18 protein-coding genes are annotated in these 20,999 nt (G+C 64.3%); 5 read left to right on the top strand and 13 right to left on the bottom strand.

The window, feature by feature from the left end; all coding sequences use genetic code 11:
* Positions 1-321 precede the first annotated feature (321 nt).
* From VGN93_RS12355 to VGN93_RS12310, 10 genes are all read right to left on the bottom strand, one after another.
* Complete coding sequence (locus VGN93_RS12355) at positions 322-729, bottom strand: response regulator (RefSeq protein WP_327507724.1); 408 nt, start codon at positions 727-729, stop codon at positions 322-324.
* A complete protein-coding gene (locus VGN93_RS12350; RefSeq protein ID WP_327507723.1) occupies positions 713-2,578 on the bottom strand; it encodes an ATP-binding protein in 1,866 nt (621 codons plus the stop codon). The genes VGN93_RS12355 and VGN93_RS12350 overlap by 17 nt, the downstream gene beginning before the upstream one ends.
* 127 nt (positions 2,579-2,705) lie before the next feature.
* Positions 2,706-3,098, bottom strand: coding sequence for a Fe-S cluster assembly scaffold SufA (gene sufA, locus VGN93_RS12345; protein WP_319321513.1), 393 nt, complete (start codon positions 3,096-3,098; stop codon positions 2,706-2,708).
* Between the two features lie 78 nt (positions 3,099-3,176).
* Entirely contained in the window at positions 3,177-3,557 is a 381-nt protein-coding gene (locus tag VGN93_RS12340) for an SUF system Fe-S cluster assembly protein (RefSeq protein ID WP_256115767.1), read from the bottom strand.
* A gap of 12 nt (positions 3,558-3,569) precedes the next feature.
* The gene (locus VGN93_RS12335; RefSeq protein WP_327507722.1) at positions 3,570-4,808 is read right to left on the bottom strand and encodes a cysteine desulfurase; all 1,239 of its coding nucleotides are present in this window, start codon (positions 4,806-4,808) and stop codon (positions 3,570-3,572) included.
* 15 nt (positions 4,809-4,823) lie between these two features.
* Positions 4,824-6,098, bottom strand: coding sequence for a Fe-S cluster assembly protein SufD (sufD, locus tag VGN93_RS12330; RefSeq protein ID WP_327507721.1), 1,275 nt, complete (start codon positions 6,096-6,098; stop codon positions 4,824-4,826).
* 22 nt (positions 6,099-6,120) lie between these two features.
* Complete coding sequence (gene sufC / locus VGN93_RS12325) at positions 6,121-6,876, bottom strand: Fe-S cluster assembly ATPase SufC (protein WP_319321524.1); 756 nt, start codon at positions 6,874-6,876, stop codon at positions 6,121-6,123.
* Between the two features lie 48 nt (positions 6,877-6,924).
* Positions 6,925-7,086 (bottom strand): hypothetical protein, encoded by a 162-nt coding sequence (locus VGN93_RS12320; protein WP_256115760.1) that lies wholly within the window; start codon positions 7,084-7,086, stop codon positions 6,925-6,927.
* A 112-nt stretch (positions 7,087-7,198) separates the two neighbouring features.
* On the bottom strand, positions 7,199-8,668 hold the full coding sequence (sufB, locus tag VGN93_RS12315) for a Fe-S cluster assembly protein SufB (protein ID WP_327507720.1): 1,470 nt from the start codon (positions 8,666-8,668) through the stop codon (positions 7,199-7,201).
* A gap of 139 nt (positions 8,669-8,807) precedes the next feature.
* A complete protein-coding gene (locus VGN93_RS12310; protein WP_327507719.1) occupies positions 8,808-9,965 on the bottom strand; it encodes a cysteine desulfurase family protein in 1,158 nt (385 codons plus the stop codon).
* Between the two features lie 213 nt (positions 9,966-10,178).
* On the opposite strand from VGN93_RS12310, the gene VGN93_RS12305 reads away from it, so the two are divergent.
* Complete coding sequence (locus VGN93_RS12305; RefSeq protein ID WP_319321538.1) at positions 10,179-10,856, top strand: alpha/beta hydrolase; 678 nt, start codon at positions 10,179-10,181, stop codon at positions 10,854-10,856.
* Between the two features lie 59 nt (positions 10,857-10,915).
* On the opposite strand, the gene VGN93_RS12300 is transcribed toward VGN93_RS12305, so the two are convergent.
* Positions 10,916-12,094: a GGDEF domain-containing protein gene (locus VGN93_RS12300; RefSeq protein ID WP_327507718.1), complete on the bottom strand. Its 1,179-nt coding sequence runs from the start codon at positions 12,092-12,094 to the stop codon at positions 10,916-10,918.
* Positions 12,095-12,186: 92 nt separating this feature from the next.
* Positions 12,187-13,320: an anhydro-N-acetylmuramic acid kinase gene (locus tag VGN93_RS12295; RefSeq protein WP_327507717.1), complete on the bottom strand. Its 1,134-nt coding sequence runs from the start codon at positions 13,318-13,320 to the stop codon at positions 12,187-12,189.
* A 132-nt stretch (positions 13,321-13,452) separates the two neighbouring features.
* Here VGN93_RS12295 and tyrS point away from each other — a divergent pair, with 132 nt between their 5' ends.
* Positions 13,453-14,706: a tyrosine--tRNA ligase gene (gene tyrS / locus VGN93_RS12290; protein WP_327507716.1), complete on the top strand. Its 1,254-nt coding sequence runs from the start codon at positions 13,453-13,455 to the stop codon at positions 14,704-14,706.
* 46 nt (positions 14,707-14,752) lie between these two features.
* On the opposite strand, the gene VGN93_RS12285 is transcribed toward tyrS, so the two are convergent.
* A complete protein-coding gene (locus VGN93_RS12285; protein WP_327507715.1) occupies positions 14,753-18,145 on the bottom strand; it encodes a DUF3971 domain-containing protein in 3,393 nt (1,130 codons plus the stop codon).
* A 147-nt stretch (positions 18,146-18,292) separates the two neighbouring features.
* Here VGN93_RS12285 and VGN93_RS12280 point away from each other — a divergent pair, with 147 nt between their 5' ends.
* From VGN93_RS12280 to VGN93_RS12270, 3 genes are all read left to right on the top strand, one after another.
* On the top strand, positions 18,293-18,760 hold the full coding sequence (locus VGN93_RS12280) for a peroxiredoxin (protein WP_327507714.1): 468 nt from the start codon (positions 18,293-18,295) through the stop codon (positions 18,758-18,760).
* A 22-nt stretch (positions 18,761-18,782) separates the two neighbouring features.
* Positions 18,783-19,610, top strand: a complete 828-nt coding sequence (locus VGN93_RS12275; protein WP_327507713.1) for a ferritin-like domain-containing protein — start codon at positions 18,783-18,785, stop codon at positions 19,608-19,610.
* A 96-nt stretch (positions 19,611-19,706) separates the two neighbouring features.
* Positions 19,707-20,978 carry a M23 family metallopeptidase gene (locus VGN93_RS12270; RefSeq protein ID WP_327507712.1) on the top strand — a complete coding sequence of 424 codons (1,272 nt, stop codon included), beginning with the start codon at positions 19,707-19,709 and terminating at the stop codon, positions 20,976-20,978.
* Positions 20,979-20,999: the final 21 nt, after the last annotated feature.

Genomic DNA, 20,999 nt, shown 5'->3' with positions numbered 1-20,999 from the left:
TCGCTTTCGCCCGCCTCATACGCGCAAACCTCATGCATCGCCGCCGAACAGACCGCCTGCTGAAGCCACCACCAGACCCGCCGCAAGACACCAGCCAGATGGTGCTCGAATGGGCCTGAATTTAAACCGGACACCTGTGGGCTTGACCCGACCATCCATCCCGCTGGCACGCCGCGGATGGTGGATCCTCGGGTCAATCCTCGGGTTTAACCCGAGGACGAGGATGACGAAGGTGGGTGGGGCGAGGCTTGTCCTCAACCTGATGAGCCCCGGCCGATCCGTCGGCCGGGGCTTTTTCATGTCGGGCAGGGAGGGAAAGGCTCAGGGGGAAACGGCGACGTCGACCCAGAAGCGGGTGAAACCTTCGGCGAAATCGCGGTAGCCGCTGATCGTCGAGGGTTTGACGGCATAGGCGTTGGCGCCGTTTTCGTAGGCGCGGTTGACGTCGGCGGAATTCGAGGAGGAGGACAGCATGATGACCGGCGTCACCGCCGTGCGCGTGCGCCCGCGCAGCCGCTTGAGCAGGTCCATGCCGTTGGTGCCGGGCATGTTGATGTCGAGCAGGATGTAATCGAAGGCTTCCGTGGCGAGCCGGTCGCTGGCGACCTCCGCGTCGGCCACATGGGTGATCTCGATGGGGCTGCCGGCATCGCTGAAGGCGCGCATCACGAAGCGCACATCCACGGGGTCGTCATCGACGACGATCAGCTTTCTAGGCGAGCTTGCCACGATCGTTCCCCCTTGATTTTAATGGGTGTGGAAACGTCACGATGAAGCGTGCGCCCGGACCGTAGCTCGTGTCAAGCGCAATCACGCCATTGTGGCTCTCGACGATGCGGCGGGCGAGCGCCAGGCCGACGCCGGTGCCCTGATAGACCGTCTCGTCCCGGTGAAGCCGTTGAAACACATCGAAAATCCGCCCCACGTGCTGCGGGTCGATGCCGATGCCGTCATCCTCCACGATGAAGTCGATCGCGCCGTCATTGTCCCGGCTATAGACGCGAACGACGGGCGCCTCGCCGGGCCGGCAATATTTCAGCGCATTGCCGATGAGGTTCTGCGCCAGCCGCTTCAGAAGCTCCGGATCGCCCTGGATGTCCGGCAGGGCCGCGACCTCGATCCTGCCGCCGCTTTCCTGCACATGGCCTTCCAGCAGCACCAGCGCATCGCGCACCACATCGGAGAGCGCGACCGGTTTCGGCGCGGTGATGCGATAGGCGATCTGCGAGAATTCGAGCAGGCTGTCGATGATGCGGCGCATGCGGGCGGCACTCTTGCGCACATGATCGGCATAATGCACCAGCTCGGTGACCTCGCCCCGGTGCAGGTCTTCGGAAATCATCTCGGCGAACATGGAAAGATGGCGCAGCGGCGCCTTCAGGTCATGCGAGACCGTGGCGGTGAACTGGTCGAGCGCCTCGTTCTTCAGGCGCAGCTCGTTCGTCTGCGCCTCCACCTGCTGCTGCTGGCGCTTCGCCTCGGTAATGTCGCGGCCGACGCTGACCACCTCGCTGACGCTCTCTCCGTCGAAGCTCGCGACCGCCGTCCAGTGCATCCACATCTCGCGGCCGTCATGGTTGTCGATGCAGATTTCGAGCATCCGGATGGGTTGCTCGGGCGTATAGTTCGCAATGTTCATCAGCTCGGCCGTCTGCTCCGGCGCGCAGGCGACGTCCGGCAGATAGCGGCCGATCAAGGCATCGGTGGTCGAGCCGACGTGGCTTGCATATTTGTCATTGGCAAAACGCACCATGAGCTTCTTGTCGAAGCGCAGGATCATGTCCGGCAGGATCTGCAACAGCGAGAGATAGTCGCGGCGCTTCTCCTCCAGCGCCGCCTCGGCGCGCTTCAGGTCCGTGACGTCGACGCGCAGCGCGACGATATCGCCGGTTTCCGTGACATGGCTTTCCGAGCGCATCCACCGGTCGCCGCCATAGGCGAAGACCGCGCCGCCCGAATCGGGTGTACGGTGATCGCGCAGGCGCGCCTCCACCAGGGCCTCCGCCTCGGGCGTGCCCTCCTCGATATCCGTGTAGACGCCTGCCCTGATATTCGCGCGAATGATGCTTTCGAGGCTCGCGCCGACCCGCACATCCTCCTTCGCAGGGCCGCAACGCTCCTTGAAAGTCCGGTTGAACATCATCAGCCGTTCCTCCCGGTCGAAGACGGCAAAACCTTCCGGCATGGTGTCGAGTGCCGCATCGAAGCGCTGGCCGAGCAGGATCTGCTCGCCATGGCTGCCGCCGGAAAGCAGGCTGCGCAGGAGAAGCGCGTAACAAGCGCCGGTAGCCTCGTCCGGCACGGCGATCACATGCGCGGTCGCATCGAAGAGCGCGCCGTTCTCGTGGCGGAAGGAAAGGGCATGCGCATTCTCGCGCCCGACCGAAGCGTAACGGGCAAGGATCGCGCCGGGGGTCGGTCCATCGATGACGGCTCCGTCGGCAGGCTTGCGGCCATCGCGATTCCAGCCGAAAGCGCGCGCAGCCGCCTCATTGAACGAAACGACACGCGCCTCGGCATCGACGATCAGGGCCGGAAAGGGCAGGTTCTGGTAAAGTGCCGCGGCAAAGCCGGTCATCGCGCGCCTCCCCTCCCTGGCGATCCGCCGGCACCCGATCCGGGTGCCGCGCGTGGGAGACTAGGCAAATCCGGCGGCGAAGGAAAGTCGTGAGGTTTTGCAGTCCTGCACCTGCGGCATTCCGGGTTCAGCCGGCGCGTACCGTCGGTTGGCCGGCGGCGGCAAGGGCCGCAAGGTCGGCGGGCTTCAGCTCGACCGATTCGCCGCAGCCGCAGGCGGATGTCTGGTTCGGGTTGTGGAAGGTAAAGCCGGAGCGCAGCGTCGTCACCTCGAAATCCATCTCGGTGCCGAGAAGATAGAGCACGGCTTCCGGCGCGACCCAGACACGCGCGCCGTTGCGCTCGATCAGGTCGTCCTTGGCGTTCGCTTCGGTGACGAGGTCGATGGAATATTCCATGCCCGCGCAACCGCCCTTCTTGATGCCGACACGAATGCCCCTGGCGTCAGCGCCGGCATTGTCGACGATCGCCTTGACACGGTCTGCCGCCGCATCGGTGAGCTTCATAACTGCAAAGGCCATTGGCCGTTTCTCCTTCGCCGACCGGGTTCAAGGCCCGGCGGTTTCCGAATCTAAATCTAGTGCTGCGCGGTTAAGCGATCAATACCAGCCGACAGCAACCTGCGCCTCTTCCGACATGCGGTCCGGCGTCCACGGCGGATCGAAGGTCATGCGGACCTCGACGCCGGACACGCCCTCGACGGCACCAACGGCATTCTCGACCCAGCCCGGCATCTCGCCGGCCACGGGGCAGCCGGGCGCGGTCAGCGTCATGTCGATCTTGACCATGCGGTCGTCTTCGATGTCGATCTTGTAGATCAGGCCGAGTTCAAAGATGTCGGCCGGGATTTCCGGGTCGTAGACCGTCTTCAGCGCGGAAATGACGTCATCGCTGAGGCGCGCCAGTTCGTCGGCCGGGATTGCCGAATGCACGATGCCGTCGCGGACGTCGATCTTGTCTTCCGTTGCGTCGAGGGACATGGGTCCACCTCCTCAGGCAAAAAACTTGCGGGCATGATCAAGCGCATCGGCGAGAGCATCCACCTCGGCGCGCGTATTGTACAGGCCGAACGATGCACGGCATGTGGAGGTGACGCCGAAGCGTTTCAAGAGCGGCTGCGCACAATGGGTGCCGGCACGCACCGCAACACCCGCCCGGTCGATGACCATCGAGACGTCGTGCGCGTGGATGCCTTCGAGTTCGAAGGAAAAGATCGAGCCCTTGCCCGGCGCCGTGCCGAAAATCTTGAGCGAATTGATCGCCGACAGCCGCTCATGCGCATAGTCGCGCAGATCCGCCTCATGCGTCGAGATGGCGGCGCGGCCGATCTTTTCCATGTAGTCGAGCGCATGGCCGAGGCCTATCGCCTGCACGATCGGCGGCGTACCGGCCTCGAAACGGTGCGGCGGCTCGTTATAGGTGACGATGTCTTCCGTGACGTCGACGATCATCTCGCCGCCGCCCTGGAAGGGGCGCATCTCCTTGAGGCGGTCCATCTTGCCATAGAGCACGCCGATGCCGGAGGGGCCATAGAGCTTGTGACCGGTCATCACGTACCAGTCGCAATCGATGTCGCGCACGTCGACCGGCATGTGCACGGCCCCCTGCGAGCCATCGACCAGCACCGGAATGCCACGCTCACGGGCAATGCGGCAGATTTCCTTGACCGGAACGATCGTGCCGAGCGCATTCGACATATGGGTAATGGCGATAAGCTTGGTGCGCTCCGTCAGGCATTTTTCGAAGTCTTCGATGTGGAACGCGCCCGCATCATCCACCGGCGCCCAGACCAGCTTGGCGCCCTGCCGCTCGCGGATGAAATGCCACGGCACAATGTTGGAATGGTGCTCCATGATCGACAGCACGATCTCGTCGCCCTCGCCGATCTTCGGCATGCCATAACCGTAAGCGACCGTGTTGATCGCCTCGGTCGAGGATTTTGTAAAAATGATCTCGTCGACCGAGGAGGCATTCAGGAAACGGCGCACCTTTTCGCGCGCCGCCTCATAGGCATCCGTCGCCGCATTGGACAGGAAGTGCAGGCCGCGATGCACATTGGCATATTCGTTCGAATAGGCATGCGAAATGGCGTCGATCACCGACTGCGGCTTCTGTGCCGAGGCGCCGTTGTCGAGATAGACCAGCGGCTTGCCATAGACCGTCTTCGACAGGATCGGGAAATCCTTGCGGATCGCCTCGACGTCATAGGCCTTCGCGGGAGCGTGTTCCATCTCGATGGTCCCTCTTTAAGCGTGCTTTTCCAGCCAGGCGGCGATGACGCCTTCCAGCGCCTCGACCAGCGGCTCGTCTTCCAGCTCCTCGACGATCTCGGCGACGAAGGCGTTGACCAACATGGCGCGCGCCTTGTTCTCCGGAATGCCACGGGCCATCAGGTAGAAGAGCTGGACGTGGTCGATGTCGATCACGGTCGCACCATGGCCGCACTGCACGTCGTCGGCGAAGATTTCGAGCTCGGGCTTGGCCGAGAAATCGGCCTCGTCCGACAAGAGCAGCGTGTTGCACGACATCTTCGCGTCGGTCTTCTGCGCATCGGGCGCCACGCGGATCTGGCCCTGAAAGACACCGCGGGCGCGATCGAAGATCACATTGCGGATGACTTCCGACGACGTCGTGTTCGGCACGTTGTGACCGACCGTGAAGGTCACGTCATTGTGCGTCTCGCCGCCGAGCAGGTTGATGCCGCGCAGGATGAGGTCGGAGCCCTCGCCCGCCACCACGACATGGATTTCCTGCCGAACGAGCTTGCCGCCGGCATTGATCACGTAGAGACGCAGCTTGGCGTCCGTGCCGAGCGTGATGCGGATCTGGCCGAGATGGGTATCGGCAGCGCCCTGCCCCTGGAAGATGATCCAGGTGATTTCCGCACCGTCGGAAAGCGAAATATCGCTGACCGTCGTGACGAAGGCGGCGTTCTCGCCAATCGCCACATGGCGTTCGATGACGGTCGCCTTGACGTTGGCGCCGAAGGTCGCCGGAAAGCGCGTATGGGTCTGTCCGGCATTCTGGATCGTCTGGATTTCGAGCGGCGCTTCGAGCTCGGTCCCGGCCGGGAAATCGAGCACGAAACCGTCACGCACGAAGGCGCCGTTGATGCGGCCGATCGTGTCGTCGCCGTCACGGGCGGCAAGGCCTTCGGCGGCGGTGCCGTCGGCGAGCGCACCGGCAAAGGTGCGCAGCGTCACGCCGTCGGCTGAAGCGCGGCTATCAGCAAGGCCGTTGACGACCGAAAGCACCGTCGAGCCCTCGACCAGCGGGCCGATCTTTGCCGCAGATGCGGCCGGATCGAAGGCCGGCACGGCGCGCAGCAGCGCCTTGAGGTCCGTATAGTGCCACGCCTCGACGCGGCGCGTCGGAAGGCCGGCATCCTTGAAGTCGCTGATCAGCACGTCGCGGGCCGCAAGCACCGCGCCATCGCCCGGCAGTTCGCCGATCGCATGGTCATAGGCTTCGCAGAGCGCCGTTTCGGCGCCGGACAACTTCATGCCTGTCTGCATATTCATGAGTTTACTCCTTCACGATGCATCAGGCAGCAGCATCGATGATGTCGGCATAACCGTTTGCTTCCAGGTCATGCGCCAGCGTCTTGTCGCCAGACTTGATGACCTGGCCCTTGTAGAGCACGTGGACGGTGTCCGGAACGATGTAGTCGAGCAGACGCTGGTAGTGCGTGATGACGACGACGGCGCGGTCGGGCGAACGCAGCGCGTTGACGCCATCGGCGACGATCTTCAGCGCGTCGATGTCGAGACCGGAATCCGTCTCGTCGAGGACGCAGAGCTTCGGCTCCAAGAGCGACATCTGCAGGATTTCCGCGCGCTTCTTCTCGCCGCCGGAGAAGCCGACGTTCAGCGGGCGGCGCAGCATTTCCGGCGCGATCTTCAGTTCGGCAGCCGATTCCTTGACGCGGCGCATGAAGTCCGGCGTCGTCAGTTCGGCCTCGCCGCGCGCCTTGCGCTGCTCGTTCATCGCAACCTTCAGGAACTGCATGGTGGCGACGCCCGGAATTTCGACCGGGTACTGGAAGGCCAGGAAGATGCCCTTGGCGGCGCGCTCGGACGGGTCGAGCTCCAGAATGCTCTCGCCATTGTAGAGGATCTCGCCTTCGGTGACTTCGTAGTCTTCGCGGCCGGCGAGGATGTAGGAGAGCGTCGACTTGCCGGATCCGTTCGGGCCCATGATGGCGGCGACTTCGCCGGCCTTCACGGTGAGGTTCAGGCCGCGGATGATCTCGGTGCCGTCTTCGGCGATGCGGGCGTGCAGATTCTTGATTTCAAGCATGGTTTTTCGGTCCTGCGTTCGGAGCGCTCAAACGCTCCCGTCTTGGTTTCAGAAGCCGAGGAAAAAATGGACCACCGGAAGCATCATGGCGGAGAAACCGCCGAGGCCAAGCCCCACTACCGTGCGTACCGCCAAATTCCGAACATTGGGCGCATACGCTGCCAGTCCACCGCAAACCACGGCATAATACGTCAGATTGACCGGATCCATGTCGCCTTCTCCCGATGAGAACCGCACCGTCTAATATAACGGATCACGCGGGAACTTCATCGAAGGCACGCCCGGCCACCCGGCGGAAATCCGCCGGGGCATTCCTACCCGGTCAGCCGACCGAGCCTTCCAGCGAAATGCCGATCAGTTTCTGCGCCTCGACGGCGAACTCCATCGGCAGTTCCTGGATGACTTCCTTGACGAAGCCGTTGACGATCAGCGCGATCGCCGCTTCGGTCGGGATGCCGCGCTGGAGGCAGTAGAACAGCTGGTCTTCCGAGATCTTCGAGGTGGTCGCCTCATGCTCGAACTGCGCGGTCGCGTTCTTCGCCTCGATATAGGGCACGGTATGCGCGCCGCACTTGTCGCCGATCAGGAGCGAATCGCACTGGGTGAAGTTGCGCGCGTTCTCCGCCTTGCGGTGGGCCGAAACCTGGCCGCGATAGGTGTTGTTGGAGAAACCGGCCGATATGCCCTTCGAGACGATGCGGCTCGACGTGTTCTTGCCGAGATGGATCATCTTGGTGCCGCTGTCGATCTGCTGGTGGCCGTTCGATACCGCGATCGAGTAGAACTCGCCGCGCGAGCCATCGCCGCGCAGGATGCAGGACGGATACTTCCAAGTGATGGCGGAGCCGGTCTCGACCTGCGTCCACGAGATCTTGGAATTCCTGCCCCGGCAATCGCCGCGCTTGGTGACGAAGTTGTAGATGCCGCCCTTGCCGTCCTTGTCGCCCGGATACCAGTTCTGGACGGTGGAATACTTGATCTCGGCGTCGTCCAGCGCAACCAGTTCGACGACGGCAGCGTGAAGCTGGTTTTCGTCGCGCTGCGGCGCGGTGCAGCCTTCGAGGTAGGAGACGTAGGCGCCCTCTTCCGCGATGATCAGCGTGCGCTCGAACTGGCCGGTGTTCTTCTCGTTGATGCGGAAGTAGGTCGACAGTTCCATCGGGCAGCGAACGCCCTTCGGCACGTAGACGAAGGAACCGTCGGTGAAGACCGCGGAGTTCAGCGTCGCGTAGAAATTGTCGGACGTCGGCACGACGGTGCCGAGATACTTTTTCACGAGATCGGGATGCTCGCGGATGGCTTCCGAGATCGACATGAAAATCACGCCGGCCTTTTTCAGCTCTTCCTTGAAGGTGGTCACGACCGAGACCGAGTCGAACACCGCGTCGACGGCGATCTTCGAGGTCTGCACGCCGGCAAGGATTTCCTGCTCGCGCAGCGGAATGCCGAGCTTCTCGTACATCTTCAGGAGTTCGGGATCGACCTCGTCGATCGACAGCGGGCCGCTCTGGTTCTTCGGAGCGGCATAATAATAGAGGTCGTTGAAGTCGATCTTCGGATAGTCGACACGCGCCCAGGTCGGCTCTTCGAGCGTCAGCCAGCGCTGATAGGCCTCGAGACGCCATGCGAGCATCCAGTCGGGCTCGCCCTTCTTGGCGGAGATGAAACGGATGATCTCCTCGGACAGCCCCTTCGGAGCCTTCTCCATTTCGATCGTCGTTTCGAAACCGTATTTGTATTGGTCTACGTCGATAAGACGGACCTGATCGATCGTTTCCTGCACCGCAGGCATATCGTTCTCCAATCTCGCCGGATACAAGGTCCGGCAGTTTGTCAACGTCTGGCGGGACCTCCCGCCGCTTATGTAGGCGCCAAAGGCGGACTTTCCCACCTTTTGGCAAGCGAAAACTTGAGTTTTCGCAAGATTCCCCTCAGGCCGCGCGCCGCCGTGAGACGACACGCGAAAAGGCCGCAAGAAAGCGGTCGACATCGGCCTGCGTAGACCCGGAACCGAGCGACACGCGCAAGGCGCCAAGGGCTGCGTCGAAACCCATGGCCGTCAGCACATGGCTCTGCCCGACCTTGCCGGAGGAGCAGGCGGAACCGGCGGAAAGCGCGATGCCTTCGAGATCGAAGGCGATCTGCCCCGTTTCCGATTTCAGGCCCGGCAGGCTGAAGAACGAGGTGTTGGCGACACGCTCGATATCCGCACCGTGAATGATGACGTCGTTGGTCGCCATCCGCATGCCGGCCTCCAATGCATCCCGCAGGCCGGCGATCCGGGCATTGCGCTCCGCGAATTCGGCAGAGGCAACGCGCGCGGCCGCGGCAAAGCCGGCAAGGGCTGCCGGGTTTTCCGTTCCGGAGCGATGCCCCTTCTCCTGCCCGCCGCCGCGGATCAGCGGCACGGGCATCAGCACCTCGCCGCGCGAGACGAGCGCGCCGGCGCCCTTCGGGCCGCCGAGCTTGTGCGAGGAGAGGATCAGGAAATCCGCGTCGAGCGCCGCGATATCGACCGGGATGCGACCGGCGGCCTGCACCGCATCGACGACGAGCAGCCCGCCATGGCGGTGCACGATCTCGGCGGCCGATTTCACCGGCTGCACGACGCCCGTTTCATTATTGACGAGCATGATGGCGACCATCGGCAGGCCTTTTGCCTTGTCGTGGCCCTGGAGAAGGGTTTCCAGCGCGGCAAGATCGACAAGACCGGCCGGCGTCACCGGAATGGATGTCAGCTTGTCGCGCGAAAACCGTCCACCCTCGCGGATCGCCGGATGTTCGATCTCGCAGTGGTAGAGGTGGCTGATGGCAAGCGGCGTGCGGCCCATGCGGTAATCGGGCGTCAGAACGAGGTTCGCCGCCTCGGTCGCACCACTCGTAAAGGTGACATGCGCGGGCGCGGCATGCACCAGCGCTGCGACGTCGCGGCGCGCGGCTTCCACCAGCATGCGCAGCGCGCGGCCCTCGCCATGCACGGAGGACGGATTGCCGACCGTATCGAGCGCGGCAAGAACGGCCTCGCGCGCCGCCGGCAGCAGCGGCGCCGTGGCGTTCCAGTCCAGATATGTGCGCTCCGTCTTCGTCATTCTTTATCCGTACCCGCCCGGCATATGCAAAGCAGCGTGCATTTTCCTTGAAATTTCCGTCGGGCTTGCCTTATGACACCAAACTCACGGCGTACCACAGACGCCTATACAGTTTCGAATGGTTCTAAACTAGGTTCTAGAAAAGCTGACTGCTTCCGTCAAGACTTCAGTTGACAAGAATCCGTTCCCGAACCTGAACTTGCCGGAGTAAGAATGCCCGAAATCATCTTCAACGGACCCGCCGGTCGCCTCGAAGGCCGTTACCAGCCGTCCAAGCAGAAGAATGCGCCCATCGCCATCGTGCTGCACCCGCACCCGCAGTTCGGCGGCACGATGAACAACCAGATCGTCTACCAGCTCTTCTACATGTTCCAGAAGCGCGGCTTTACGACGCTGCGCTTCAACTTCCGCAGCATCGGCCGCAGCCAGGGCGAGTTCGACCATGGCGCGGGTGAACTCTCCGATGCGGCCTCCGCGCTCGACTGGGTGCAGAGCCTGCACCCCGATTCGAAGAGCTGCTGGGTCGCCGGTTATTCCTTCGGCGCCTGGATCGGCATGCAGCTCCTGATGCGCCGGCCGGAGATCGAAGGTTTCATGTCGATCGCCCCGCAGCCGAACATTTACGACTTCTCGTTCCTCGCCCCCTGCCCGTCGTCCGGCCTCATCATCAATGGCGATGCGGACAAGGTGGCGCCGGAGAAGGACGTCAACGGCCTGGTGGAAAAGCTGAAGACGCAGAAGGGCATCCTGATCACGCACCGCCTGGTGCCGGGCGCCAACCACTTCTTCAACGGCCAGACCGAAACGCTGATGGCGGAATGCGAGGATTACCTCGACCGCCGCCTCGCCGGCGAACTGACGCCCGAGCCGGCCGCCAAGCGCATTCGCTGACCGGCCGAAAACCCGCATCAAAAAGCCCGATGGTCCGCCATCGGGCTTTTTCTTTGCCGTCAATTGGCGCGTTTGAAGACCTCGACCACGACGGTCGGCGGCTCCGCCTCGTGCACCCGGTCGCGCCCGGCATTCTTGGCCGCATAGAGCGCGTCGTCGGCCCGGCGCATGGCAAGGCGCAGCGGCTCGCCCCGCGTCATCTCCGCCACGCCGAAACTGGCGGTGATGCGCACACCCGGCGGCAGGCCCGAAATGGGGGCGACGGCGCGGGTCGCCCGCAGAGTATGGGCGAAGAGCAGCGTCGCCTCCTTGCCGGTGTTCGGCAGGAACAGCGCGAATTCCTCGCCGCCGATGCGCGCGACCAGCGCGCCTGGCGGAGCGGCGATGCTCAGCGCCTCGCCAAAAGCGCGAATGGCCACGTCGCCGCCCTGGTGGCCATAGGTGTCGTTGACCTTCTTGAAATGGTCTATATCGCAGAGGATGAGGCCGTGCGGGCCGGTGCCCGCCAGCAGCGCCTCGATGCGATTGTCGAAGCCGCGGCGATTGAGCAGGCTGGAAAGCGGATCGACCTCGGCATTGACCTTCTCGTCCGCGACGATTTCCAGCACGAGCACGCAGAGCAGCATCAGCCCGACGGTGACGATCAGCACTGCCCCCATGCTCTGCGAAACGAGCGCAAACTGGCTGCCGAGATAATCCTGCGCCGTGTTGCCCGAGCCGGCCAGCACGGCGGCAAAGGCCTTTGCCAGGAAATGCACGCTGGTCAGCGCCAGCAGCACGATCAGCGCACGATCGACGAAACTCGGCGGGCGGGCGCGCCAGACGGCAAAGGCGCTCATGCCGAGCGCCACCGCAAACGGCGTCTGATAGGGCAGCGCATGGGAGAGCGTGCCGCGCGGCAGGTCGTAGATGAAGTAGTCGAGCGCCACGAAGGCGGAAAAGATCGCCACAAGCCACGCGCGATTGGTCTTGAGCCCATAAAGCTGGCCGAGGCCGACACGCAGCATCAACATGGCGCCGAGCATGGAGGCGAAGGCGAGGATCGCCCATGGTTTTGCCGGCGGCACATAGGCGACGAGGAATTCGAAAATGGCGGCGAGCGAGGCGACGGCATAGGTGGCGGCGAACCAGCGGGCGGCAACACGATTGCGGCTTCTGGCGGAAACCGCCAGGAAGAACATGCAGAAACACTGCGCAATGAGGAAATTCACCGCCAGCAGGAAGCCCGCGCCACTCATAGGCAAACCTTACGCAAGACACATCGACCACGCGTGCAGAAAGCCCCGCAACGGTCCCGGCACGATGCTAGGGCGCGGCCGCCAAAAAAGCGTTAATCTTCAAGGGCCGGTTTCTGCAATAGACCGCCGCTGACGGGTGCCTTGACGCCGGTCGTACCCGGGAAGGTGAGCGGCAGGGCGCGCAGCGACCGAACGGCGAAATAGGCCCAGGCCTCCGCCTCCATGCTGTCGCCGTTGAGATCGACCGCCTCGGCGACCACCACCTCCGCCCCCTCGACTTCGGCGAGTGCCGCGAGATCGCCCATGATCACCCGGTTCAGCCGGCCGCCGCCGCAGACGACATAGAGTTTCGGCCGCTCAGGCAGGTGGCGCGCGGAGCGCAGGATGGCGGCCGCCGTGACATGGGCCAGCGTGCGCGCGCCGTCTTCGAGGCTGGCATCGACGCCCTCCGGCGGGGAAAAATCGTTGCGGTCGAGCGAGCGGCGCACCGGGGCGGTGAAGAAGGCATGGCTGAGGTAGCGGTTGGCGAGATCGGGATCGACCCGGCCCTCCGAGGCGATCATGCCGCCCTGGTCGTAGGGAATGCCGGCATGGGCCTCGACCCATTGGTCGATCAGCGTGTTGCCGGGGCCGCTGTCGAAGGCGACGATCTCGCCGGCGCTGCCGATGAAGGTGATGTTGGAAATGCCGCCGATATTGACGAAAACGACAGCCCGGCCGGTGGAACTGGAGAGGCTGGCGGCGAGCGCCGCGTGATAGACGGGAATGAGCGGCGCGCCCTGTCCGCCATGCGCCATGTCGTTGGCCCGCATGTCATAGACGACGGCGATGCCGGTCTCGCGTGCCAGAAGCCCGCCGTCGCCGAGTTGCACCGTCACGCCCGCATCGGGCCGGTGCAGCACCGTCTGGCCATGAAAGCCGATGACATCGATATCGTCTGCCTTCATCCGGTTTTCCGCAAGGAAGGCATTGACGGCCTCGGCGTGACGCAGCGTCAGGTCACGCTCGATTTCCGCAAGGTCACCCGGCCGCTCCTCGCGCTTGCCGATCGCCTTGGCGGTCTCCAGGGCACCTTGCAGGCGGCGGCGGAAGGCGGCATCGTAGGGGCGCCCCATGGACGGCCCGCGCTCGACGACAGCTTCGCCATCCGTGCGCAGCAGCGCGACGTCGATGCCGTCCAGGCTCGTGCCGCTCATCAGACCGATTGCCGTCCGCAGTGCCGTCATCTCGTGCGCTCCAGAATCACTTTTGGAGTGATTATGCGGTGAAACAGTGATAAACGCCCGGCGGTTCGCCGGAAAATTACGTCCGGCCAAAAAACATCCCGTCCACAGCATTCCCGCCGAGAGAGACAGGCCATGTCCGAATTCAAGTCAGATTTCCTTCGCACGCTGAAAGAGCGCGGCTTCATCCACCAGATTTCGGATGAAACCGGCCTCGACGACCTTCTCGCCAAGGAAACCGTGACCGCCTATATCGGCTTCGACCCGACGGCGCCGAGCCTGCATGCCGGCGGCCTCATCCAGATCATGCTGCTGCACTGGTTCCAGAAGACCGGCCACCGGCCGATCTCGCTGATGGGCGGCGGCACGGGCATGGTCGGCGACCCGTCCTTCAAGGACGATGCGCGCCAGCTGATGACGCCTGATACGATCAACAGCAACATTGCCAGCATCAAGAAGGTGTTTTCGAGCTACCTGACTTACGGCGAAGGTCCCAAGGACGCGCTGATGATCAACAATGCCGACTGGCTGCTCGGCATCAACTATCTCGAATTCCTGCGCGACGTCGGCCGGCATTTTTCCGTCAACCGCATGCTCTCCTTCGACAGCGTGAAGACGCGCCTCGACCGCGAGCAGTCGCTGTCCTTCCTCGAATTCAACTACATGATCCTCCAGGCCTACGATTTCGTCGAACTGAACAAGCGTTACGACGTGCGTCTGCAGATGGGCGGCTCCGACCAGTGGGGCAACATCATCAACGGCATCGACCTCGGCCACCGCATGGGCACGCCGCAGCTCTATGCGATGACCTCGCCGCTGCTGACGACCGCGTCGGGCGCCAAGATGGGCAAGTCGCTCTCCGGCGCCGTCTGGCTCAACCCGGACATGCTGTCGGCCTATGATTTCTGGCAATACTGGCGCAACACGGAAGACGCCGACGTCTCGCGCTTCCTGAAGCTTTACACCACGCTGCCGATGGACGAGATCGCCCGCCTTTCAGCCCTTGGCGGTGCCGAGATCAACGAGGTGAAGAAGATCCTCGCCACGGAAGTGACGGCGATGCTGCACGGCCGCCAGGCCGCCGAACAGGCCGCAGAGACCGCACGCAAGACTTTCGAGGAAGGCGCGATCGCCGAAAACCTGCCGTCGATCGACGTCACGGCAAGCGAACTCGCGGCCGGCATCGGCCTGCTGAACCTCATCGTCAAGGCCGGCCTTGCCGCCTCAAACGGCGAGGCCCGCCGCCACGTCCAGGGCGGCGCGGTGCGCATCAACGATGCCGCAGTGTCCGACGAGCGCCGCATGATCGGCACCTCGGACGTCTCCGCCGATGGCGTCGTGAAACTGTCGCTCGGCAAGAAGAAACACATCCTCGTCCGCCCGGCCTGATCGGCCGCGCAGGACCGACGATGAAGGCCGCCTCCGGGCGGCTTTTTCATTGGAACTCGAAGATGTTGCGGAAGACGCCGGGCGCGATGATCGACAGCGGGTTGATGGTGAGTTTCGGCTTGTCGAAGGGGCCTGCCAGCTTGAAGGTGATGCCGATCAGGCCGCGGTCGTTGCCGTTGCCGAGGATGATGCCGATGAGCGGCAATTCGGCGAAGAGCCGGTTGAGACCATAGGCCGGCATGAAGGTGCCGGTCATGTCGATCCGGCCGTTGGCGTCGCGCACGGTGCCCTGGAAGGTAGCGCCCACCGCCTCGCCGCGCACCACGCCGTTTTCCAGGCTGAGCGAACCGCCGCCGGTGCGCACCTGCGCAAACCCGCGGGAGAACCGCACGGCGCTGACGTCGATTTCGCGGCGCACCGCCTGGTTGAGGCTGCGCCCGTCCTCACCGGCCGGCGTGGACACCAGCGACCGCAGGCGTTCTTCGCCGACGAGCGAGAAATTCCGGATGTCGACGGAGCCGCGCCAGCCGCTGTTGGCGGTCTCGCGCAGGCGGACATTCAGCAGGCCGCCGCGCATGTGGCTGTAGATATCGGCGAAGCGCGCCACCGCCCCGGCGTCGCCGCTGGTGAGCTGGATGGCGTCGGAGCCGCCGTTCTGGGCCAGCTGCGCCACCACGGGCGCGCCGCCGGCCGTCACCGCCGACAGGTCGACGCCGGAAATGCGGCTGCCCGTCGTGGCGTAGCGCAAGCTGACATTGGAGAGGCTCTCGCCGTTGAAGCCGACGGCGCGCGACAGGTTGGCCCGCACGGTGACGCCCTGCTTGTCGCCGCCGCCTTCACCGCTGCCGGCGTTCTTGAGGCGCGCCAGCACCGAGCGCACGTCGGCCGCCTCGCCATCCGCCACGACCGAATAGCCGGATTTGCCGCGCTCCAGCTTCAGCCGGAACCGGTCGTCGGCCGAAAGCCGGACGGTGGAAAAGTTTGCGGCGTCCAGCCTTGCGCCGCGGAAGGTGAGATCGCCCGCGACATTGAACCCGTCGCCGGAAAAGCGGAAATCGGAAACCCGGGTGACGCCGTCCTTGCTGTCCGCCGTCAGCGTGACCTTGCCGCCGATGCCCGCACCCTTGGTCCAGCCGATCCAGGGAATGGAGACCGCGGCGGCGCCGAGATCCGCCTCCACCTGGCGCGGCCCGTCGCCATCCTGCTCCATCCGCACGGTGATCGCGCCCTCCAGCACCTCCTCCAGGCCCGGCAGCAGCTTGCGGCGGTCCCTGTTGTCGAGCGTGCCCGAGAGGATCGTCTTGCGCTTGACGGGGCTCGTCTTGCCGACGGGCTCGAGCAGTTCGAGATCGAGCGTCACGCCGTCGATATCGGCCTTGGCCTTGAGGTCAGCCTGCTTGGGATCGATCGCCAGCAGGCCGTGAAGGCCTGTCACCTGGCGGCCGGCGATGGGCTTGGCGACATCCACGCCGTCGAGCGTGAGTGCGGCCGTCCATTCCGGCGGCGGCGGATTGTGCGCGGCGATGATGCCGAAATGCGCCTTCACCTTGGCCTTCACCCGCCCGGCGAAATCCCCCGGCGCAAAACCGGTCGCCGGCAGCGCGCGGATCGGCCGGTAGGTCACCAGTTCCGCGATCGCATCGGCATTGCCGGCGACGTCGATGTCCATGTCCGCCATCAGCGGCTTGGTATAATTGTCCGGCAGAACGAAGGTGCCGCCGGTCAGCGCGACGGAGCGGCCGGACGGGAAATAGGCCGCACCGCCGGTGATCTGGATTTCGGTGCGCGGGCCCCGCAGGCGGAATTTCCCGGACGTGTCGCGCAAGGGCGGGATTTCGCCCGCGACGTTCATGCGCGCGCCCTCGATGTCGAAGTCGATCTTCAATTCTTCGGGGCCGAGATGCATCGGCACGCCCGGCAGGCGCTCGCGGCCCTCGGCGAGGTAGAACTCGATGCGGCCATTGGTGATGGTGCCGCCGAAGATGTTCTTGATCACCCAGCTGCGCGCGGTCTTCGCCATCCAGAACGGCCAGAACTGCTTGACGGCCGCCGATTCCAGTTTGCTCGCGATCATGACGAAGCTGACTTCCGGCGCGCGATCACTGAAGCGCAAGGCAAGCGAGCCGGCCACATTGCCCTTCTCGCTGGAAACCGCCATCTGCTCGAACAGCAGGTTCTTCGTCTTCGGCAGATAGTAGCCGTTGACCTTCGCGTCGAAACGGATCGGCGCCTCGGTGGAATCGACCGGCCGGCTGACCGCATTGCTGAAGACGAGATCGATGGCAAAACCCTTGTCCGGCCGGTCCGAGACACGGTCGAGGTCGATGAGACCGCCGGTAAAGGGAAAATGCGACTGGCCGACGCTGGCATCCGGCGAGGCAAGCTCGATCGAGCCCTTGTCGAAATTATAGGTGGCCTTGAGGGTGGAGGGTTGCAGGTCCGCCGGAACGCCGTCGCCATAGACCTTTCCGGCGGCGACGTTGACGGTGAGGCCCAGCACCGGCTTTGCGCCGGCGCTCTCGCGCACGGAAGTGACCGAGACATCCGCCGTCGTGTCGACGCCGGCATGCGTGTTGCCGTTGACGTCGTTGCCGAGCAGGAATTTGCCGAGGGCCACGTTGCGGATGGAGCCGTCGAGCGTGCGGATCGTGCCTTCCGCCCCCGAGGCGCTGAGGTCGATCTCGCCCTCCGAACCATCCAGCGAAAAATGGCCGTCGATCGACATGGTGCCGTCGCCGTCGCGGGCGAATTGCAGGCTGGCGATGGCGAGCGTGATCGGCTTGCCGTCCGGCCCCTGGAAGGACGCGCCGAGATCGGAGATTTTGACGGTCTGCATGCCGTTGGCGGCGATCAGGCTGTTGACGCCGTCGAGCCGCTCGAACGTGGTTTCGAGATAGTCCGGCACGTCGGAAATGCGCAGCGCCGCCAGATCGAGCGGCTTGCTCTCCGGCAGCAGCGCCGCATTGAACATGACGCCGTCGACATCGAGCCGCGACACGGCGAGGCGGCCGGAGGCAAGCCCCAGCGGATCGAGCACGATGCCGATCGAATCGGTCGTCGCCAGCTCCTTGGCCGATTCGAGTTCGACGATGCGGACATTTTCCGCCTTCAGCGCAAAGCCGTTGAAGCCGGCAAGGCGCAGCACGGTATGATCGACCGAAGCGCGGTAGCGGGGGCCGAGCGCCTGGTTGAGGGCGGCGACGGCGCGGGCATTGAGCGTGCTGTCGAAAAGCCCTGTCTCGACCAGGCCGATCAGCACCGCGCCGAGAAACAGCACGAGAGCGACGGTCGCCGCGACGATGCGGCAGGCGATGCCCGTGCGGCTGGCCTGCACCGCATGCAGGACGATGGGTTCGTGCGCCTGCGCGGACGGCAATTCATGCAACGGAACGATGTCCTGCTTGCGGAACACGACTCTCTCGCCGCGGATATCTCCCATCTCGCGATAGTTTCCTTTGCCCCTGCGCGCACCCTCCTGCGGAATCGGTGCGCATCGTCCAGTGGCCGCTGGACGATTCTGTCTGCCACTATATATGCGGGAGGCCGGGTCCTTGACTCAAAAAGCCGGCCAAAGAAAGGAAATCCCATGGCAGAACTCGTCCCGGGCGCCGCGGCCCCGGACTTCACCCTCCCGCGCGACGGTGGCGGCAGCATCTCGCTCTCCGCATTGCGCGGCCGGCCCGTCGTCCTCTTCTTCTACCCCAAGGATGACACGGAAGCCTGCACGACGGAAGCGAAGGATTTTACCGCCGCCAAGGCCGATTTCGAGGCCGCCGGCGTCGCCCTGATCGGCCTTTCGCCGGACCCGGTGAAGAAACACGACAAGTTCGTGAAGAAATACGAACTCGGCGTGCCGCTTGCCTCCGACGAAAACCTCGAGACACTGCAGGCCTATGGCGTGTGGAAGGAAAAGAGCATGTATGGCCGCACCTATATGGGCGTCGAGCGCACGACGGTGCTCGTGGACGCGGAAGGCAGGATTGCGGAAATCTGGCCGAAGGTGAAGGTCAAGGGCCATGTCGAGGCCGTGCTCGACGCCGCCAGGAAACTTTAAAAACACCGCTCAAGGCACTGGAATGATAAAACTTCCGCATATCGAAAGCCTTCGCGGCGGCACCACGGCGGCAATCTCTGCCGCCGATCTCGACCTGAAGACGGAGCTCGCGCAGGAGACGGCGCGGCGCTGGTTCGCGCGCACGCTTTCGATGCGCTCGCCGCGCGATCCGGTACTGCCATCGCGGCCCGGCCGGCCGGAAAAGCCGGAACTCATTCCGCCCAGGCACATGAAGAAGCGCTCGCTGCACACGCAGAAGGGCCGCATCGCGCTGCTCCATGCGCTCGCCCATATCGAGCTCAACGCCGTCGATCTCGCGCTCGACATCGTCGCCCGCTTCACCACCGTGCGCGTGCCGCATTCCTTCTTCGACGGCTGGATGCAGGTGGCCTTCGAGGAGGCGAAACATTTCCGCCTCATCCGCGATCGCCTGCGCGAGCTCGGCGCGGATTACGGCGACCTGCCGGCGCATGACGGGCTGTGGCAGGCCGCGCATGACACCCGCAACGACCTGACGGCCCGCCTCGCCGTCGTGCCGCTGATCCTGGAGGCGCGCGGCCTCGACGTGACGCCGACGCTCCAGGCCAAGATGCGCGAGACCGGCGACGACGCGAGCGCCGATATTCTCGACATCATCTACAACGACGAGAAAGGCCATGTGGCGGTCGGCGCGAAATGGTTCCGCTTCCTTTGCGCCCGCGAAAAGAAGGACCCGTCGGCCACCTTCAAGGAGCTGGTGCGTACCAATTTTCGCGGGCCGCTGAAGCCGCCCTTCAACGATGTGGCGCGCGCCGAAGCCGGGCTGACGCCGTCCTTCTACCGCTCGCTCGTTTCTGTCAGCCAGAGCTGATATTTAAGGCAAAAACGCCGCCGGGAAAGGCTTTATTAACCCTAACAATGTGTAATTCCCCGCACGAGACCTGCACAACCGGTCGGGGAGTAAATTGTGGCGGAGCGTCCTGAAAACCGCATCTTCGGAAAGCGCGCGAAGCAGCACGTCGTGATCTTCGCGAGCGGCGACAAGATCCGCCACATGACCATCCGTCCCTGGATGGCCGCCGTCACCTTCTGTTTCGCCGGCATGTTCACCGTCGGCTATCTCGCCGCCACCTCCTACCTCGTGCTGCGCGACGACCTGATCGGCGCCACCATGGCGCGCCAGGCCCGCATGCAACATGACTACGAAGACCGCATTTCCGCCCTGCGCGCGCAGGTCGACCGCGTCACCAGTCGCCAGCTCCTCGACCAGCAGGTCGTGGAGGAGAAGGTGGAGAAGCTGATGCAGCAGCAATCCGCCCTCTCCGCCCGCCACGGCAAGCTCGACGCGCTTTTGAGCCGCGCCGAAAGCAGCGGCGTCACCGAAGAGACGCCGGTGATCGACGGCCGCCGGGCGAACGCCGCCGACGCCATCGATGCCCTCATGGGCTCTACCGGAAGCGTGCCCCAGAAGACGACGCAGCTCGCCTATGCCGCCACCAGCGAATCGGTCGCCGACCGCGCCGACCGGCTGTTTTCCAAGGTCACGCTCTCGCTGAAGGACCTCGAACACGAGCAGATCAACCGCATCCAGTCGCTGACCGCAGGCGCCTCCGAAACGGCGGATGCCATCCAGACCATTTTGCGCCGCACCGGCTTCGACGTCTCCCGGGAGACGGTTGAGATGCCGGCTACCGATTCGGACCTGGCGATTGGCGGCCCGTTCGTGGAGCCCGATACGTTCACCGACCCGTTCGAAGAATCCATAAACGACCTCGACACCGCGTTGGAACGCCTCGACAGCGCCCGCCGCACGGCGCGAAAACTGCCGTTCGGCAATCCCTCGCCCCAAAGCAGCATCACGAGCCGCTTCGGCAACCGCACCGATCCCTTTCTCGGTCGCCTGGCGCTGCATGCCGGCATTGATTTTCGCGCGCGCACGGGCACGGAAATCCACGCCACGGGTGCGGGCACCGTCGTCGTCGCCGGCCGCAACGGCGGCTACGGCAACATGGTGGAAATCGACCATGGCGACGGTCTGACGACCCGCTACGCCCACCTTTCCCGCGTTCTCGTCAAGGTCGGCGACCATGTGGACGAGGCCGATCCGGTCGGCTTTTCGGGCACGACGGGCCGCTCCACCGGCCCCCACCTGCACTACGAAGTGCGCCGCGACGGCAAGGCGATAGACCCCATGCGCTTCCTCACCGCCGGCATGAAGTTGACCACCTATATGGATTGACGTAACGCAAGAGTGATGGTC

Source organism: Shinella sp., assembly GCF_035998705.1.
GTDB lineage: Bacteria > Pseudomonadota > Alphaproteobacteria > Rhizobiales > Rhizobiaceae > Shinella.
This window is presented reverse-complemented; position numbering and strand designations above follow the sequence as displayed.

Bases quoted from the DNA above. Each gene is read 5' to 3' on its own strand.
- VGN93_RS12350 (WP_327507723.1), bottom strand. From the start codon at position 2,578: ATGACCGGCTTTGCCGCGGCACTTTACCAGAACCTGCCCTTTCCGGCC.
- sufA (WP_319321513.1), bottom strand. From the start codon at position 3,098: ATGGCCTTTGCAGTTATGAAGCTCACCGATGCGGCGGCAGACCGTGTC.
- VGN93_RS12340 (WP_256115767.1), bottom strand. From the start codon at position 3,557: ATGTCCCTCGACGCAACGGAAGACAAGATCGACGTCCGCGACGGCATC.
- VGN93_RS12335 (WP_327507722.1), bottom strand. From the start codon at position 4,808: ATGGAACACGCTCCCGCGAAGGCCTATGACGTCGAGGCGATCCGCAAG.
- sufD (WP_327507721.1), bottom strand. From the start codon at position 6,098: ATGAATATGCAGACAGGCATGAAGTTGTCCGGCGCCGAAACGGCGCTC.
- sufC (WP_319321524.1), bottom strand. From the start codon at position 6,876: ATGCTTGAAATCAAGAATCTGCACGCCCGCATCGCCGAAGACGGCACC.
- VGN93_RS12320 (WP_256115760.1), bottom strand. From the start codon at position 7,086: ATGGATCCGGTCAATCTGACGTATTATGCCGTGGTTTGCGGTGGACTG.
- sufB (WP_327507720.1), bottom strand. From the start codon at position 8,668: ATGCCTGCGGTGCAGGAAACGATCGATCAGGTCCGTCTTATCGACGTA.
- VGN93_RS12310 (WP_327507719.1), bottom strand. From the start codon at position 9,965: ATGACGAAGACGGAGCGCACATATCTGGACTGGAACGCCACGGCGCCG.
- VGN93_RS12305 (WP_319321538.1), top strand. From the start codon at position 10,179: ATGCCCGAAATCATCTTCAACGGACCCGCCGGTCGCCTCGAAGGCCGT.
- VGN93_RS12300 (WP_327507718.1), bottom strand. From the start codon at position 12,094: ATGAGTGGCGCGGGCTTCCTGCTGGCGGTGAATTTCCTCATTGCGCAG.
- VGN93_RS12295 (WP_327507717.1), bottom strand. From the start codon at position 13,320: ATGACGGCACTGCGGACGGCAATCGGTCTGATGAGCGGCACGAGCCTG.
- tyrS (WP_327507716.1), top strand. From the start codon at position 13,453: ATGTCCGAATTCAAGTCAGATTTCCTTCGCACGCTGAAAGAGCGCGGC.
- VGN93_RS12285 (WP_327507715.1), bottom strand. From the start codon at position 18,145: ATGGGAGATATCCGCGGCGAGAGAGTCGTGTTCCGCAAGCAGGACATC.
- VGN93_RS12280 (WP_327507714.1), top strand. From the start codon at position 18,293: ATGGCAGAACTCGTCCCGGGCGCCGCGGCCCCGGACTTCACCCTCCCG.
- VGN93_RS12275 (WP_327507713.1), top strand. From the start codon at position 18,783: ATGATAAAACTTCCGCATATCGAAAGCCTTCGCGGCGGCACCACGGCG.